The 17,824-nt window shown below is 36.0% G+C and carries 14 protein-coding genes and 1 pseudogene; 6 read left to right on the forward strand and 9 right to left on the reverse strand.

Annotated features, from left to right (window positions below; all coding sequences use genetic code 11):
- Window positions 1-11 precede the first annotated feature (11 nt).
- Both JFU54_RS03245 and JFU54_RS03250 read left to right on the forward strand, forming a co-directional pair.
- Entirely contained in the window at window positions 12-1,052 is a 1,041-nt protein-coding gene (locus JFU54_RS03245) for a methionine ABC transporter ATP-binding protein (protein ID WP_201063730.1), read from the forward strand.
- The gene (locus JFU54_RS03250; protein WP_002124718.1) at window positions 1,027-1,695 is read left to right on the forward strand and encodes a methionine ABC transporter permease; all 669 of its coding nucleotides are present in this window, start codon (window positions 1,027-1,029) and stop codon (window positions 1,693-1,695) included. The genes JFU54_RS03245 and JFU54_RS03250 overlap by 26 nt, the downstream gene beginning before the upstream one ends.
- 48 nt (window positions 1,696-1,743) lie before the next feature.
- Here the strand turns inward: JFU54_RS03250 and JFU54_RS03255 are convergent, their stop codons facing one another.
- Window positions 1,744-2,520: an SDR family oxidoreductase gene (locus tag JFU54_RS03255; RefSeq protein ID WP_133059757.1), complete on the reverse strand. Its 777-nt coding sequence runs from the start codon at window positions 2,518-2,520 to the stop codon at window positions 1,744-1,746.
- Between the two features lie 500 nt (window positions 2,521-3,020).
- Between JFU54_RS03255 and JFU54_RS30465 the strand changes: the two genes are divergently transcribed.
- The 4 genes from JFU54_RS30465 (at window position 3,021) to JFU54_RS03275 (ending at window position 6,622) form a co-directional block, all read left to right on the forward strand.
- Entirely contained in the window at window positions 3,021-4,322 is a 1,302-nt protein-coding gene (locus JFU54_RS30465; protein WP_201063731.1) for a DUF5068 domain-containing protein, read from the forward strand.
- 140 nt (window positions 4,323-4,462) lie between these two features.
- Entirely contained in the window at window positions 4,463-4,954 is a 492-nt protein-coding gene (locus tag JFU54_RS03265) for an RNA polymerase sigma factor (RefSeq protein WP_002029371.1), read from the forward strand.
- Window positions 4,954-5,868 (forward strand): sigma factor regulator N-terminal domain-containing protein, encoded by a 915-nt coding sequence (locus tag JFU54_RS03270; RefSeq protein WP_159147377.1) that lies wholly within the window; start codon window positions 4,954-4,956, stop codon window positions 5,866-5,868. The genes JFU54_RS03265 and JFU54_RS03270 overlap by 1 nt, the downstream gene beginning before the upstream one ends.
- Before the next feature lie 247 nt (window positions 5,869-6,115).
- Window positions 6,116-6,622 (forward strand): DoxX family membrane protein, encoded by a 507-nt coding sequence (locus tag JFU54_RS03275; RefSeq protein WP_002029373.1) that lies wholly within the window; start codon window positions 6,116-6,118, stop codon window positions 6,620-6,622.
- Between the two features lie 181 nt (window positions 6,623-6,803).
- On the opposite strand, the gene JFU54_RS03280 is transcribed toward JFU54_RS03275, so the two are convergent.
- The 8 genes and pseudogenes from JFU54_RS03280 to JFU54_RS03310 form a co-directional block, all read right to left on the reverse strand.
- Window positions 6,804-8,768, reverse strand: a complete 1,965-nt coding sequence (locus tag JFU54_RS03280) for a S9 family peptidase (RefSeq protein WP_201063732.1) — start codon at window positions 8,766-8,768, stop codon at window positions 6,804-6,806.
- Between the two features lie 419 nt (window positions 8,769-9,187).
- Entirely contained in the window at window positions 9,188-10,990 is a 1,803-nt protein-coding gene (glmS, locus tag JFU54_RS03285) for a glutamine--fructose-6-phosphate transaminase (isomerizing) (protein ID WP_002029375.1), read from the reverse strand.
- Window positions 10,991-11,002: 12 nt separating this feature from the next.
- Window positions 11,003-11,187, reverse strand: a pseudogene (locus JFU54_RS30330) (hypothetical protein).
- 286 nt (window positions 11,188-11,473) lie between these two features.
- Window positions 11,474-12,820 carry a phosphoglucosamine mutase gene (gene glmM / locus JFU54_RS03290; protein ID WP_002029377.1) on the reverse strand — a complete coding sequence of 449 codons (1,347 nt, stop codon included), beginning with the start codon at window positions 12,818-12,820 and terminating at the stop codon, window positions 11,474-11,476.
- On the reverse strand, window positions 12,813-14,327 hold the full coding sequence (locus tag JFU54_RS03295; protein ID WP_201063733.1) for a CdaR family protein: 1,515 nt from the start codon (window positions 14,325-14,327) through the stop codon (window positions 12,813-12,815). The genes glmM and JFU54_RS03295 overlap by 8 nt, the downstream gene beginning before the upstream one ends.
- A complete protein-coding gene (gene cdaA / locus JFU54_RS03300; RefSeq protein WP_201063735.1) occupies window positions 14,320-15,141 on the reverse strand; it encodes a diadenylate cyclase CdaA in 822 nt (273 codons plus the stop codon). The genes JFU54_RS03295 and cdaA overlap by 8 nt, the downstream gene beginning before the upstream one ends.
- Window positions 15,142-15,389: 248 nt before the next feature.
- Window positions 15,390-16,283, reverse strand: coding sequence for an arginase (rocF, locus tag JFU54_RS03305; RefSeq protein WP_002009861.1), 894 nt, complete (start codon window positions 16,281-16,283; stop codon window positions 15,390-15,392).
- A gap of 270 nt (window positions 16,284-16,553) precedes the next feature.
- Window positions 16,554-17,699, reverse strand: coding sequence for a glycerate kinase (locus JFU54_RS03310; protein ID WP_201063737.1), 1,146 nt, complete (start codon window positions 17,697-17,699; stop codon window positions 16,554-16,556).
- Between the last annotated feature and the right edge of the window lie 125 nt (window positions 17,700-17,824).

Below are 17,824 nucleotides of genomic sequence, written 5' to 3' on the forward strand. Positions count from 1 at the left end.
AGCTGACTATAATGATTGAATTAAAAAACGTCTCCAAAGTATTTACAACAAAAAAAGGGAATGTTGAGGCTCTTACATCAACTTCCCTTAAAGTAAAAAAGGGCGAAGTATTTGGAATCATCGGATATAGTGGCGCTGGTAAAAGTACATTAATACGTTGTGTAAATTTATTAGAAAAACCAACGACAGGAGATATCATTGTAAATGAACAAGAGTTAACAACCTTATCGACAAAAGAACTCGCAAAGGCGAGAAAAAAGATCGGCATGATTTTTCAAGGATTCAACTTACTTAAAACCGTTACCGTTTATGAAAATATCGCACTACCCTTACGTCTATCTGGTCTTCCCAAAAATGAAATTGAAAAAAGGGTAGAAAAGTATTTACGCATTGTTGATCTCTTTAATAAAAAAGATGCCTATCCAAGTGAATTATCTGGTGGTCAAAAACAACGTGTAGCGATCGCTCGCGCACTATCTCATGAGCCTGAAGTTTTATTAAGTGATGAAGCAACGAGCGCATTAGATCCGGAAACGACTGATTCTATTCTTGATTTATTATTAAAGATCAACGAAGAAATCGGAATTACGATTTTGCTAATTACACACGAAATGAATGTCATCCAGCGTATTTGTGACCAAGTTGCTGTAATGGAACATGGATCTGTCGTTGAAAGTGGAACAGTGAAGGACATTTTTACAAATCCACAACATGTAACAACGAAGAAATTTGTAAATAGCGCGTTTGCAGCTAAAATTCCAGAAGAGGTACAGAAAGAACTACAAAGCACCGGGGAAATCGTAACACTTTCATTTATAGGAACCGCTTCAGGAGAACCAGCGTTAGCTGTCGCTACAAAACGTTTCCACGTATATCCTAATATTTTATCAGGCAATATTACACAGTTAAAACATGAGGCATATGGAAAACTGATCGTTCATATGCAAGGTGAAAAAAGTGAAGTACACCGTGCCTTATCATTTTTACAAGAACAAGGGATCATCGTAGAAGGAGGTAGAACAGATTATGGGAAACAAGTCCTTTTTGGATGAGTGGGGTAACGTAATATGGGAAGCAACAATTCAAACATTTCAAATGACATCTATTTCACTACTTATCTCTATTCTTATTGCATTACCACTCGGTGTCACACTTGTTTTAACGAGACCTGGTGGACAGCGAGAAAATAAAATTATCTATCCTATTCTTAATACAGTTATTAATATCATTCGTTCTCTTCCGTTTATCATTCTATTATTCTTCATTTTACCTTTTACAAAGTTTCTAATGGGAACGTCCATTGGCGTGCAAGGTGTTATCGTACCACTTGTTGTCTTCACAGCCCCTTACATTGCCCGTTTAATGGAAACTGCTTTATTAGAAGTGGATCGCGGTGTCATTGAAGCATATCAAGCAATGGGAGTCTCTACTTTAAAAATCATTTGGCACGTTATGGTTAAAGAAGCTCGCCCGTCTCTCGTACTTGGATTAACAATCGCAACGATCGGCTTAATCGGTGCAACAGCAATGGCTGGACTTGTAGGTGCTGGCGGCCTTGGTGATTTAGCATATCGATTCGGACATTTACGCTACGAACCTGAAGTAATGTATGCAACAGTCTTCATTTTGATTATCCTCGTTCAAGGATTACAGTCTTTAGGGAATGGTGTTGCACGAAGATTGAAGAAAGATTAAAAAGAAGGTATCTCATTGAAATGAGATACCTTCTTTTTAATTATAAAATTATCTCTTAAATCCACCTTCTGAATGAATAACTTGCCCTGTAATCCATTCGGCTTCTTCGCTCACTAAAAACTTAATAAGCCTTGCTGCATCCTTTGGCTCACCAATTCTGCCGAAAGGAAACATCGGTCTTAATCCTTGCTTTATCTCCTCAGTCATCCATCCTGTACTAGTTGGACCTGGATTAATTGCATTCACTGTTATCCCTAAATGGGCTACTTCCGCTGACAACGTACTAGTAAGAGCGTCAATTGCTCCCTTCGTTGTTGCATACGCTAATTCTCCTGCCATAGGTCCTTTAAATTGTCCCGACGTCATATTCACAATTCTACCACCAGATTTCTTATCAAAACCTTGGGCAAATTGACTACTTAACAATGTAGTCGCACGAACATTTACCATGTAGTGCTTATCTAGTTCTTCAGCAGTCAAATTAGAGAAATCATTATTTGTAGAATATGCTGCATTATTAATTAATATATGAGGGTACCCTAATTGTTCAGTAACTTTATTTATAAGCTGATTTGATGCATCATTCTGAGTTAGATCTAACTCCATGCTCGATACTTTGACACCGTTTTGTATCAACTCTTCTTTTAATTGTATTTGTTCATTTTCATCAACGCCCCAAGGCATCTCTTTATCGTATTCTGTCCAATACGTAAAAAATATATCGTATCCAGCCTCTGCTAACTCCGTGCAAATAGCTGCTCCTATACCGTCTAGACGACTAACACCTGTAACAACAGCTACTTTATTTTTCAATTGATTCATCATATACTCCTCCAATTTTAAAGGACGCATATTTTATATAAGAGATATAAATTTCCCCACATAGGCATCTACCCTTACAAAGGGGATGTACAAGCTAAATATGCAGTCCTTGAATGATTTACAGATAGCTAAATAAACCCTCACTTACGAGAGAAAAATTCATCTATCTAATTTCTAATCATTACAAGTTCATCCACATATCGAGTCTTTGTCCCCTTTCAATATATCTCTATTATTTACTCTAACAAAAAGATTCAATATTTAAAATAGAAAAGATAATCTTCTCTCTCTTTTGGCGGAAAAATATTGTAATTACCTATATAAGCTTTAAATATGTTTCTATTAAAAATGACCATTAAGATATCAAAATAATAAAAACAATCAGAAAAACACTGGTAAATACTGGTTCACTTTCTTATAATAAAACGTGGGGCTAATGTGAGAGATATAAAGGGTCTGATTATACAGACCCAACTGGTTTTAAACAAATAGGGGGAAGAAACATGTCAAAAAAATTACTTTCTTTATTTTCTACACTAATCGTAGCAGCTTTTGTAATAACTGGCTGTGGTCAAAGCGATACGACAAATAAAGAACAAAAAGAAGATGTAACGCAAGAAAACAAAACAGAAAAAACGGATACAACGAAAGAAAATAAACCTAAAGAAAAAAAATCCGAAGATAAAAAAGCTGAAGATAAAAAGCCTGAAAATACAGCTACTAGCTCAAGCGATTACTCTAAGCTGATTTCCTATATGGAAAAAGAAACAGGTGGTAAAACAAAAGTTCTTTTTGAAAATAAGGAACCACAAGTGTATAAAGCTGAAGATGTTTCAGTAACAATGAATGGTTATACATTAGTTGAATTAAATGGATTCCATACAAACTTCGACATTCCGTTTAATCGTCAAACAGAGGGCGGAGTTATTCTTGTGAACTACAGCGTAAAAAATAGTTCAGCTAAAGATATTTATTATATGCCAGCATTGGACATGTCATTTACTGGTGCTCAGAAAGCATATAGTAACTATAGAGATTTAATTCCAACAGAAGATCAGCTACCAACTAAGCTTGCTCCAACGAATGATTACTTAGTAAAAGCAGGAGAAACTATTTCTGGTTATATCGCTTATCCATTCGGAAAAGATGATCTAGCAAAAATTTCAAATCTCTCAACGGTCTCAGTCACAGTCCCAACTGCACAAGCTAATAAAGGAAAATTTGATGCTCCAATCGGAAGTCCTGGAAGCTTTTCATTAAGTTTAAACAAACAAGGTGCTGAAAAGGTTGCAACAGATAACACTTTCTACCAAGATAAAGCTACAGCTAATAACATGGGCGATAAAAAAATGTTAAAAGAGAAATCAAGTATTAATAACAGCCAAGAATTAGGCGCTGTTAATGTTACATTAGACGGATACCAATTCACTCAATTCACACCAAATTCCGTCGAAGCTCCACGCTTTGCAAATTTTAAAAACGGTCTTGTTCTGTTAACAGTAAAATTCAAGCTTGATAACAAAGATGCTCAAGACGTTTCACTATCTCCTATAAGCTCTACATTAAGAGTGAATGATGGTACACAATATACGATTAATGAAGGTATGCTATTAAATTATGACTATAACGCTTCAGTCAAAACAGGAACATCTGGAGAGTTACTGCAAGTATATATTTTAGACCAAGAGCAGTATGAAAAGATTTTGAAAGACAAAAGCTTCGAGATTGAGTTAGGACCTATGAGAAATAAAGAAGCAAAAGATATTTCACAGGGTAAAAAAGCTAAATTTACATTACCTAAATAGATTACTAAACATATAATAGAAAAGGCATATAACATATGATTGTTATATGCCTTTTCTATTTGTATAAAGAACAAAATTTTAATTTAAGTGTATACATTTATCATTACCTATCCGTTGTATAAGTGTAGGGAGGAAAAGTGATGGGAAAAGAAAATATATTGACCTCCTATCTTATCAATTTAGGAGAGGAAGTGTTCAAACTACTATTAGCGAAAGGGGCTATAAAAGAAGATGCAGAAGACATCATCCAAAATACCTTCTATAAAGTATACACATTGCTAGATGATCTAACCGAGGGTAACATACGTCCATGGTTTTTCAGAGTCGCATTAAACGAATACATTGACTTGAAAAGAAAAAAAGAGCAACAAAACATCTATTTAACTGAAGAGATTTATTCAAAATTACAATATACAGACCGAGAATTAGACGCTGTTTTAAATAAAGATGAGATTTTCTATCTATTAAAAGATATAAAACTAGAATATAAAGAAGCCTTCTTTTTAAAGTACTACTACAACTTTTCATATGAGGAAATCGCCCTAATACTAGATATTCAAGTAAACAGCGTCAAACAAAAGTTACATCGTGCACGTAAAGCAGTTCACTCAAAAATAGGAGGAAAACCTTAATGGATACTTCTTTAAAAGATGCATTAAAAAAAGCTAAAAGAAAACAGTTATTTAAAAATATTATTACCTCTATTATCGTTGTAATCATACTTATCCCTATATTTTATAAAGTTGGCAATTACTTCGCAGCAAAAAGCTCTACGAAGCTTCACGAAAAACTCTTTTTACATAACGCAATTGCAGAACCGAATATACAAATTGATTCTCAAGTAACGAGTAGTTCATCTATGTTTGGCGGCAATATCACATCCAATCGTTCTAAAAACATTAATGGTTACGTAGTGCGATGGAATACACTGACAAGCCCTTACGATTGGTTTCGCTCTAACATCGATTACAATGAGTTAATACCAGGAACTCATTGGGGTAGGTCTAATAAAGAGTCTTATAATTACGATAAACAAACGAAAAATAAAGTTGCTACATTTTATAATCCGGCCATCAAGGAATATTACGATGGAGTCAAAAATGAATTAAGTGCAGTTTCCAAAATGGAAAACTATGTTGCGGAAGTCGCTATCTCTTTCGATCAACCTTATACATTAAAAGAAATTCAAACAAAAATACCGGATAACTTAAATATCGTATGGCTATATATGGTCTCACCTATTAGAGATGAGAGCGGAGGCCCTGCTGGTATGCCAGTTTACGGATTTGAGCCAGGAACCCCTCCCGAAGAATCGTACAAAAGGTTCTTTGATTCCCTTAAACAATATAATGATGGGTATGACAAGGACATTCAAAAATTTTTAAAATCAAACGAAAACAAACCATACGATCAAGTGAAAATCTTAGGGGTTATGCTAACAGGAAAAACGGAAAACTTTAAGGAATTAGAAAACCAAGACTTTATTCGCGGTGCTTCTGTAGGGGCTACTGCACAAGTTGTTCCTTATATAAAACCAGAGAAATAATAAGGAAAAGACAAGATAAACTAATAGTAGCTAGTTAAAAGAACGTACATGAATCTGTTTACTATGGGAGCAACCTATTTTAGTGGAGAGCTCCCTTCATGTATTATTCATCCTCCAAACAATATATTTCCAAATACTTTATGTACAAATGAAAAATCATAATTTTTGTTCACACTTTATCCATTGTGAATTTATTCACAATGGATATATAATAAACATGTAAATACAATACATTGGAGGGATTTCAATGGTTATCAATTTTTTAAGAACTGATAAACGCGCTACTTTCATATTATTATTTTTACGACTTTACATAGGATATGCATGGCTCGCTGCTGGAATAGGAAAAGTTTTTGGACAGTCTTTTGATGCAAGTGGTTTTCTAAAAGGAGCTATCGCTCAAGCATCAGGTGACCACCCTGCAGTACAAGGTTGGTGGGCAGATTTTCTTCAACATTTTGTTCTTCCAAACGCAGACCTATTTAGCTTTTTAGTTCAATGGGGAGAAATTTTAGTAGGTCTAGGTTTGATTTTAGGTGGATTAACAAAAACAGCTGCATTTTTCGGCATCATAATGAACCTTTCATTTTTATTAAGCGGAACTGTTAGTGTAAACCCAAACCTACTTATTTTAACTATGTTCATTTTAGTTGCAGGACATAATGCTGGACGTATTGGATTAGATGGTTATGTTTTCCCAAAACTTTTCAAAAAAAATAACCGTGAAGCATATAAATTAAGTAAAACTGCATAAGAATAGTTCATCTTTTAAATATAAATAAGGAAAGAGCCTACATTCAGGCTCTTTTCTCATTTACACCAAAATATTTCACAGTTTGCCTTATCCGAAATGTTAAACTCAATCATATATAACCGGATAAATGTGTACGACTTTATTTCAAGCACCTAAAAAGCTTAAAGACTAAAACAAGCCATTATAAAGCCCTAAAACCTTTCATACTTTCCCCAAGAATATAGTGTGAAAACCACATCAAATTCTGCTTCATAATAGCCACATTAATTCCTGGCTGATCAGAACTATATGCCATTCCTTTAAAAATAATTAATTCTGTATCAACTTCCATATCCCTTAACCCTTGATATAGCTCATATGCATTGGAAGTTGGAATCCTTGCATCCTTTTCGCCATGTTGGATTAAGGTAGGCGTACAGGCTGATTTAATATACGTCATTGGTGATGTTTTCGTATATATCTCTGGATCATTCCATGGAGTATTTCCTAAATGCATTCTAATAAAGTAAGGTATATCTGTATTCACATAATGGGTACTCCAGTTAGTAATTCCACCTCCAACTGAAATAGCTTTAAATCTATTACTAAATGTAGAACAGAAAGCTGATATATATCCCCCGTTGCTCCATCCCATAACCCCTACTCTATCTTTATCTGCAATCCCTTGCTCAACTAGTTTATCCACTCCAGATATAACATCATCGTAGTCAGCAATTCCCTGTTTTCTATAGTTGGCTTTTAAGAACTCATTACCATAGCCAGAACTTCCTCTATAGTTTGGCTCTAAAACTATAAAGCCTTTTTCGATAAACTGCTCAATCGGATATTTCTCATTAAAACAGTCTGAGAATATCAGAAAAGATGCCCAAGCCGGACCACCATGGATTACTACTAATAAGGGATATTTTTTATTGGCATCAAAATCTACTGGGGTTGATAAAACACCCTTTATTTCAAAACCATCACTACTTTGCCATGAGATTATTTCCCTGTTACTTTTCAGCTTCCCTTTAAAAAAGCTATTTTCATCCGTTATTTTTTTATCGTCTAAATAGATTTCAAAGGTTTCATTTGTTATGGCCTTACTATAGGATATATGACGTCCATCCCTTGTTATAGAAGCATCCATTATAAAGCCATCTACTTTGTCACTTAACATTTCCACAGTGCCATCTTCGCATAGCAACCCAATGAGATAATTAGTTTTATCCTGCCATCTAATTAAAATCCCCTTATCTGTCCACTGTAATGGCATAACCGTACTATCAAAGTTTGTTAGAGGCTGAATTACCTCTCCAGTACTCATATCATATATCTCTAATGTACTTTCTTGTATATGGTTTCTATAGTACTCCTTCTCCCTTATGCTTGCTGAGTAACATATTTTGCTGCCCTCAGGAGAAAAGCAAACGCTCCCGCCCAACAACTTATCTACATTCATCTTTTGTAGTTCCTCAGCTTCAACATCTAATATGTATAGATCACCATTCATATGATCGTTTAGGCTTGGTGTAGCCATAAATACAACCTTTGTCCCATCATTTGAAATATCAAAGTTATGTATATAAAAATCCTTACCATTCGTTAGTTGATAAACACTGCTAACCTTCCGTTCCCCTTTATCATTTTGTATCCCTTTTTCTATTTCAACGTAGTATAAACAATTATTCCGATGTTCCTTACCTACATGGTGGAAATCTCCATATCGTTCCTTACGCTTCTTTATTTCCTCACATTCTTTTGACTGGGCAACATAATAAAAACCTTTACCAGTAGGCTCCCTTTTGAATGTATTAACTCCTTCCTTCTCATCCGTAATTTGAACCTTACTACCACCATCTATTGACTTAACAAAGATCTGATTTGTATTAGCTCCGTCACCGCCTGGACTAAGGTATGCAATAGTCTTAGAATCTGGAGACCATAATGGATGTGTACTATCTATATCCCCATCTGTTAGTGGGTAACTCTGCTCTTTATCCTTTTCATATATCCATACATAATTTCTATACGTATTGTCTTCCCAGTTAGCTGTCTTCTTTACAAATGCTACATTTTTGCCATCGTCACTTATGTTTGTACCTGATAAGGTTGGTAATGAAATAATCTCTTCTATACTTAGATATGTTTTTTCATTCATTTTCATTAATAAACCCCTTCGTAATGTCTAGTAATCTAATTTGTTCAATAAAGTGAAACTCTAATCAGTGGTTTTTTTCCATCAACGAATATCTGAAATAACAACAGAAAATTCAGTTAAATGAAAGTAATTCCATCCCAAATTCAATAAAACCTCATGTTGTCTGCCGGTTTTTATACTTTTTAAATCCCACTGACCGATCTAATGAGGGATCATCTTGAATTTCAAGACAAGGCTGATAATCTCTCCCACTGCCAGTTCCTTGCCCCTCTTTAATCCACTTATCGATTTTAGATGTTCTTTTTTTTCGACACAAAAATGCCCCTTTAGATAATCATATCCAAAGGGGCAAAGCTTCACAACTTTTTTATAAACGTCGTGACTTTATTTTAAATTTACAATAATCTAGTTACTCTACCAATCTCCTACTCAACAGTAACAGACTTAGCTAAGTTACGTGGCTTATCAACGTCACATTCGCGGTGAAGCGCTGCGTAGTATGAGATAAGTTGGAATGGAATAACTGCTACTAGCGGTGCTAGTGCTTCGTGTACAGCTGGTAATACGAAGCTGTCACCTTCCATTTCTAAGCCTTTCATTGAGATGATACATGGGTTTGCTCCGCGTGCTACTACTTCTTTCACGTTACCACGAATTCCAAGGTTTACGTGCTCTTGTGTAGCAAGTGCGATAACTGGTGTACCGTTTTCGATTAAGGCAATTGTACCGTGTTTTAATTCTCCTCCAGCAAATCCTTCTGCTTGGATGTAAGAGATTTCTTTTAGTTTTAACGCACCTTCTAAACCTACGAAGAAGTCTACGCTACGTCCGATGAAGAAGCAGTTACGCGTTGTTGCTAAAAATTGTTTTGCTAATGCGTCCATTTCTTCTTTTTGATCACAAAGTTCTATCATTGCATTTGCTACAAGTCCTAATTCGTGTGTTAAATCAAAATCAAGAACTTCGCCTTTTGCTTTAGCAATGTCCGCAGCTAAAATTGAAAGTACCGCAAGCTGTGCTGTGTAAGCTTTCGTTGATGCAACTGCGATTTCTGGTCCCGCGTATAACGGAAGTGTATAATCAGCTTCACGAGAAAGCGTAGAACCAGGTACGTTTGTAATCGTTAATGCTTTATGACCCATTTCATTCGTTTGTACAAGTACTGCACGGCTATCAGCTGTTTCACCACTTTGTGAAATGTAAATGAAGAATGGTCTCTCTGTTAATAATGGCATGTTATAAGAAAATTCACTTGCTACATGCACTTCAACTGGCATTTTTGCAAACTTCTCGATAAATTGTTTTCCAACAAGACCTGCATGATAACTTGTTCCACATGCAATGATGTAAATACGATCGCTATCTAAAATTGCGTTACGGATATCTTCATTCAGTTCAATCTCGCCATTTTCATCTTGGTACTTTTGAATTATATTACGGATTACAAGTGGTTGCTCATCGATTTCTTTAAGCATGAAATGAGGGTATGTTCCTTTTTCAATATCACTTGCGTCTAATTCCGCTGTAAACGGTGCACGTTCAATCGTTTCACCTTGTAAGTTTTTAATTGTAATACTTTCTTTCGTTACGATTACGATTTCTTTATCCATTAACTCAATAAATTGATCTGTAACTTGTAACATCGCCATAGCGTCGCTCGCCACAACATTAAAGTTGTCACCAACACCTACTAATAGCGGGCTTTTGTTTTTAGCAACATAAATCATGTTTGGATTTTCAGCATCAAGTAATCCGATTGCATAAGAGCCATGTAAAAGAGATAGCGTATTACGGAACGCTTCTTCTACACTTAGTCCTGTGCTCACTTGTTGTTCCATAAGTTGCACGATAATTTCTGTATCTGTTTCACTTACGAACGTTACATCTTGTAAATATTCCTTTTTCACTAACTCATAGTTTTCAATTACACCGTTATGAACTAGTGTAAAGCGTTTTGATGTACTTTGATGCGGATGCGCGTTTAGTTTGCTTGGAACACCGTGTGTAGCCCAGCGTGTGTGACCGATTCCCACGCTTGCTGCTACGTTCTCTTCTACGACTTCGCGAAGTTTTGCAATACGGCCTTTTTCTTTGTATACAACAACACCGTTCTCTGCTTGTACTGCAATACCTGCTGAATCATATCCGCGATATTCTAGCTTTTCTAAACCTTTTAATAAAATTTCCTTTGCATCTTGCTCTCCAATAAATCCTACGATTCCACACATGTTTAGTCGCCGTTACAAATGCTTACACTGCTTTGCGAACATGTAACGACATAGTCCGATACCATTTATTTATATTAAAAAAACGGATTACATATTGCTAGCCCTGTAAGCTTGTAACGGCTTTCACCTTCCTCTCGATTGGGTTAAAGTCCGTATATACTTATACAGCTAGTATTCATCCGTTCCTTTTCTCTCATCACACTTTCACCTTTGTCCACTAAGTCACCTTAATGTTTTAAGTAAAAGATTGCGGTTGTGATGAACAACCGGGAGTCATCCGCCGAAATCTCGATAAACTCCACCTCGTCAACTACACTACTTGTAGTTCTGGCGCTTTTATAATTTACAATATTTCCTTTGAGAAAAAGAACAAGACCATCGTATAACAAACAATATAAATCGTCAATGAAATTTTTTTCATTGTCTATAAAACATATGAAAAAGGAGCACTTCTTGTGCTCCTTTTAAAACAAATTTGGTAAATTATTCAGCTCCAACTTCCGCTTTCACAACTTCTACAATACGATGTACATACCCATCACAAATTTCTTGTGTCGGTGCTTCTGCCATTACACGAATAAGTGGTTCTGTTCCAGATGGACGAACAAGAATACGACCGTCTCCGTTCATTTCTTCCTCTACAACACGAATAATTTCTTTAATTTTCTCATTTTCTAATGCTAGTTTTTTATCTGTTACACGAACGTTTACTAGTAATTGTGGGAATTTTGTCATCTCGCCTGCAAGCTCAGATAATGGCTTTTTCGTCATTTTCATGATGTTTACAAGTTGAAGTGCACTTAACATTCCATCACCAGTTGTAATGTAATCAAGTAAGATAATATGACCTGATTGTTCTCCGCCCAGGTTATATCCACCACGTTTCATCTCTTCCATTACGTAGCGATCACCAACTGCTGTTTTATCACTTGTAATATTGTTTGCTTCAAGCGCTTTGTAGAAACCTAAGTTACTCATAACTGTTGAAACAACTGTATTATGTTTCAATTGACCAGTTTCTTTCATATACTTCGCGCAAATAAACATAATTTGATCGCCATCAACGATGTTTCCTTTTTCGTCTACTGCGATTAAACGGTCTCCGTCACCATCAAAAGCAAGACCAATGTCAGCACCTTTTTCTTTTACTAATTCAGCTAACACTTCTGGATGCGTAGAACCTACTCCAGCGTTAATATTCATACCGTTCGGTGAAGTTCCCATTGTTGAAATATCAGCTTCTAAATCTGCAAATAAATATGGAGCTAAAGAAGATGTAGCACCATGTGCACAATCTAAAGCAATATGTAAACCAGAGAAATCTTCCTCTACAGTTTGTTTAATGTATTGTAAATATTTTTGTCCACCTTCAAAGTAATCACTCACTTGTCCAAGGTTAGTACCTGTTGGACGTGGTAGCTCATCAACTTCTTTGTCTAATAACGCTTCAATTTCTGCTTCTTGCTCATCTGTTAATTTAAATCCATCTGAACCGAAGAACTTAATTCCATTATCTTGTACTGGGTTATGAGATGCAGAGATCATAACACCTGCTTGCGCCCCTAAAGCTTTTGTTAAATAAGCCACACCTGGTGTAGAAATAACACCAAGGCGCATTACTTCCGCTCCAGTTGATAATAGGCCTGCTACTAAAGCTCCTTCTAGCATATGTCCAGATACACGTGTATCACGGCCAATAATTACTTTTGGACGATCTGTATCTTTTGTTAATACATAGCCGCCAAAACGTCCTATTTTAAAAGCTAATTCAGGTGTTAATTCCTTATTTGCAACCCCACGTACTCCGTCTGTACCAAAATATTTACCCATTATTATTCGCTCCTTTTTCGTGCTCTTTTTGATTATCTACTGTTGGTTCTTGGCTTGGTTCTTGGCCATTTTCTTTTTCTTTGTCTTTTTCTTTGTCTTTTTCTTTGTCTTTTTCTTTGTCTTTTTCTTTATCTTTTTCCTGATCCTTTTCTGGATCTGGTTCAGGATTTTTTGGTTTTTCAGTTTGATTTTCTTGATTGTTTTTTGAATCTGGTTGTTCAATATTACCCTGTACTTCTTTATCCGGCTTTTCTTTCTTCACAATTGTGACTTTAGCACTTTTTTGTTTTGCTTCTATCGAAATATTACCAGGACCACTCACTTGAATAGAAACATCTTTCGTCCCCGGAGATACATTTTGCAGATTAATCGCCGCTGTTATTTGAGCAGCTGTTATTTTATCTACTATACTTGCTTCTCCTGAAATATCAACGCTTATCTTTCCATCTTGTGGCGAAAGTAGCTGCGCAGTAACATCATTCGGAATTCCACTTTTTTGAATCGGGATACCATCAATAGTTTTACTTTTCGTTTGTTTTACCTTTTGTACCCCTACGGAAACCTTCACTTGATTTGGTTTTGCACTTGTTACACCTTTTGGCAATAAAACAGAGGCATCGAATGTTGTAGAATCCGTCAATTGACTAAAATCTACCTCGACCCCCTCTATAGATTGTATATTATCCAAAATGTCTTTTGGACCTGCTATCGTTACTTCTCTCGGCTCAACGCTAATATTTGTAACAGTCAATCCTTCTGGCAAACTCCCCTTTTTCGTATACGTCACAGGAACAGTTTTTTCAGTATTATTGGCCGTAGCTTGCGTCGCCACATTCAATGTTACACTAATTTTAGATGGACTCGTTCTTACATTTAAACGTTTTCCTTCTTTATTGTATAATGTAACTTCGGCTGTTTTTGTAACAGTTTTATTAACACCTTTTAAATCAATATACGCTTTAGCAGATGAAATACTTTCGATTTCTTCTTTCGTCCCAACTACCTCAACAGTATCAGGTTTAATGTTTGATTTTTCGAGAATAGCACCCGCTGGCATCTGGTCCTCATTTGATAATTTTAAATCTACATGAACATACTTTTTCGCTTTTTCATGAAGAGTGACTTTAATTGTTGCTGGCTGAACTGTCCCCTTCACATCATCTGGAAGCCCGTTCGCTTTTAAAGAAACTTCATACGTTCCTTTTGGTCGACCTTCCAAATCAACTGGTATATCAAATTGTCTTTTGTTTTTTGTTGCAGCAACCGCTGCTTTTGGACCTTCTAACTTCACCTTAACTCCCTCTGGAATACCACTTACAATATACTTCTCTTCATCATACTTAAGATTAATACCATAATTAGTTAATGTTTCTTTCGCTTCATTTACGAAAGGTAGTATATTCGCTGTCGTATTTTTTTCAGTTAAAGTTGCTGACATAAAAAGCATACACGCCAATAGTAATGAGATTCCTTTTAAAAACCAATGATTCTCCATTAACTTATCCATGACGCTTTCTCCTCCAATTCCATAAAGACGAAGAAGTCGTTTTTTCATTCCCACTAAATTCTGCTAACAACATGTCCTTCAGCTGTTCTGTCTTCAAATCACGATGTAACTTCCCGTTTTTCGTTAAAGAAATTTGGCCTGTTTCTTCCGACACAACTACTGTAATACTATCAGTGACTTCACTAACTCCCATTGCAGCGCGATGCCTAGTTCCTAACTCCTTAGAAATAAATGGGCTTTCTGATAACGGAAGGTAACATGCTGCTGCTTTAATTGTACTTCCCTGCATAATTACTGCTCCATCATGAAGAGGGGTATTAGGGATAAAAATATTAATGAGTAATTCCGATGATACATTTGCATTTAGCGGAATACCCGTTTCTACATAATCATCCATCCCAGTCTCTTTTGACAAAGTAATTAGTGCACCAATTCTACGTTTTCCCATATATTCCGTTGCTTTCGCTATCGCTGTTGCAACAATTTCAGGTTCATCTTCCTCGTGAGTTCCCACACGCGAAAATAAGCTACCCCGTCCTAGCTGCTCAAGTGCTCTTCTCAATTCTGGCTGGAAGATAATAATAACGGCTAAAAATCCCCACGTTAATACTTGTTCCGTTAGCCAATATAGCGTATGCAATTCAAGTAAAATACTAATCATCCGGACGACAATAATAACTGTAATACCTTTTAAAAGTTGCACAGCCTTCGTGCCCCGAATTATAAGAATTAGCTTATATATAATAAACCATACAACAGCAATATCTAATGCCGTACTAAGATATTTCAAAATGGTCGTATCTTCAAAAGGCATGCTAACCCTTCCTCCTACTTACGAGCAATTCTATCCATATATTGAAATATTATTTTATGCTCTATCTGTATGTATTTCCAACAACTAGTTAATTATACCATACATGAACCAAACGACAATTACAAACGCCCCCCTTTAGCTTAAATTGGTAAGATGTCAAACTTTCTTATCCTACAGTATAATATAAGTCATTATTATACGCCTATTTTCAAATAAAAAAAGCAACTTCTCAGTTGCTTTTCTTACATTTATTTTAGTTTTTCACCGAATAAAGAACCCATTAAAGCAACCGCTGTTGTTGCTGTTCTATTTCTCTCATCTAAAATCGTATTTACTTCAACAAATTCAGCAGATGTAACAATATCAGCTTCTGCTAACATTTCCATCGCTAGGTGGCTTTCACGATACGATAAACCACCAATTACAGGCGTCCCAACTCCTGGTGCATCATGAGGATCAAGACCATCTAAATCTAATGATAAATGAACACCGTCAGTATGAGATAAGTAAGCAATTGTTTCTTCCATAACAGCCGTCATACCCATACGATCAATTTCATGCATTGAAAATACTTTAATGCCTTCATTACGAATAAAGTCTTTTTCCCCTTCATCTAATGCACGTGCACCTATAATTACAACGTTCTCTTTTTTTACTTTCGGGTATGCCCCGTATAAATCTACAAGTGAAGAATGTCCATAACCTAAACTTGCAGCAAGTGACATACCGTGAATATTTCCAGATGGTGATGTTTCTTCTGTATTTAAATCACCGTGTGCATCATACCAAATAACACCTAAATTTTTATAATGTTTCGCCACACCAGCTAGCGTACCGATAGCAATACTATGATCACCGCCTAATACAAGTGGAAAACGACCTTCTTCTATAATATGATCAACCTTAGTCGCTAGTTCATTACATACAGTTGCAACTTGAGTAAGGTTTCGTAACTTTGTATTTTCATCTACTTCTTTTTCTCTCTCTATACATATATCTCCCATATCTTTTACGTCATATCCAATTTGTTCAATTCTTTCAACTACCCCTGCATAACGGATCGCACTTGGTCCCATATCAACCCCGCGACGCATCTGTCCTAAATCCATTGGAACTCCAATAACTGAGATTTCTTTTTTCATAGATAGTATCCCCCTTTTATGCCTTCACTAAATATTTTAAATCTTTTATATAGTCTGACTCAACTCGACATTTTTCTGCATGGATATACATTTTATTCACTTATATTTACGTTGGACTCCCGATTTTTAAACTATTCTATGTATAAAGTTAACTTAATGAACCAACTAACTTTTCTATCAGCTAATATTTTTATCCGTGCCTTTCTCCATCAATACCTAGAATTACACAAAACATCCTCAAATAACTGAATTTAAAAAACACTTCTACACTTAGAAGCGTTTTTCTGATGCTAGTTTCCACACTGCTGCAATATTTCTCGCTGTCATTTCTATATTCTCTTCTGCCCTTTTATATGCCTCTTCTAATGTCATTGGACTTGCTGTAATACTAAATACTGCATCAATTCCCTTTTCATAAACAATTGTATAGTTCGGAGATACAGATCCACCAATAGCAATTACAGGAATATGACGGCATTTCGCCCGCTTCGCGACACCAACAGGAGCTTTTCCATAAGCTGTTTGTTCATCTATCCTTCCCTCACCAGTTACAATAAGATCGGCACCCTCTATACACTTATCAAAATTTGTATAATCTAATACAATTTCAATCCCTTTTCTTAGCTGTCCCTTTAGTACTGCAACGACAGCGGCTCCCATTCCTCCAGCTGCCCCTGCACCAGGTATTAGGGACACATCAAAAGATACGTACTGTTTAAGTATATTAGCATAATGTTTTAAATTCCCGTCTAGCTCTTTCATCATCTCTACATTCGCACCCTTTTGTCTCCCAAATACAAAAGACGCTCCCTTTTGTCCAACTAATGGATTATCGACATCACATGCTGCTTCTAGCTTTATATCCTTCAAACGTGTATCCATACGAGAAAGGTTAAGAGCAGTAATCAAATGTAATGTTCCTCCAGAGGGCTCAATTACTTCACCTTTCCTATTAATAAACTCTACGCCTAAAGCAGACAACATACCTGCCCCACCATCATTTGTAGCACTTCCTCCAAGCCCTAAAATAATGTGTTTAGCTCCTTGATCTAATGCATGTAATATCAGTTCACCTGTCCCTTTTGTCGTTGTAATAAGTGGGTTTCTCTTTTCAATTGGAACGTGTTGTAATCCTGATGCTGCCGCCATTTCAATAAATGCTGTCTCCTTATCCTTAGACATACCATAATAGGCTTGCACACTCTCCCCAAGCGGCCCTGTCACATTAAGTGATATAATTCCCCCCATTGTAGCACCAACAAGAGATTCGACCGTTCCTTCACCTCCATCTCCAATTGGTACTTTAACGTACTCTGCTTTAGGAAAAACTGCTGCAAAGCCCCTTTCAATAGCTTCACATACCTCTATAGCTTTCAGGCTTTCTTTATATGAATCCGATGCAATGACAACTTTCATAATTATCCCCCCTTATTCAATCCCTTTTTTTCATTTTAAACGATATACGGAAAAGTTTCCTTTTTGAGTGGAATTTAAACACAAAAAAAGCTTACATCATTTGATGTAAGCTTTTCCTATTTATA

The sequence above is a fragment of the Bacillus sp. TH19 genome (assembly GCF_016651075.1).
Classification (GTDB): domain Bacteria; phylum Bacillota; class Bacilli; order Bacillales; family Bacillaceae_G; genus Bacillus_A; species Bacillus_A mycoides.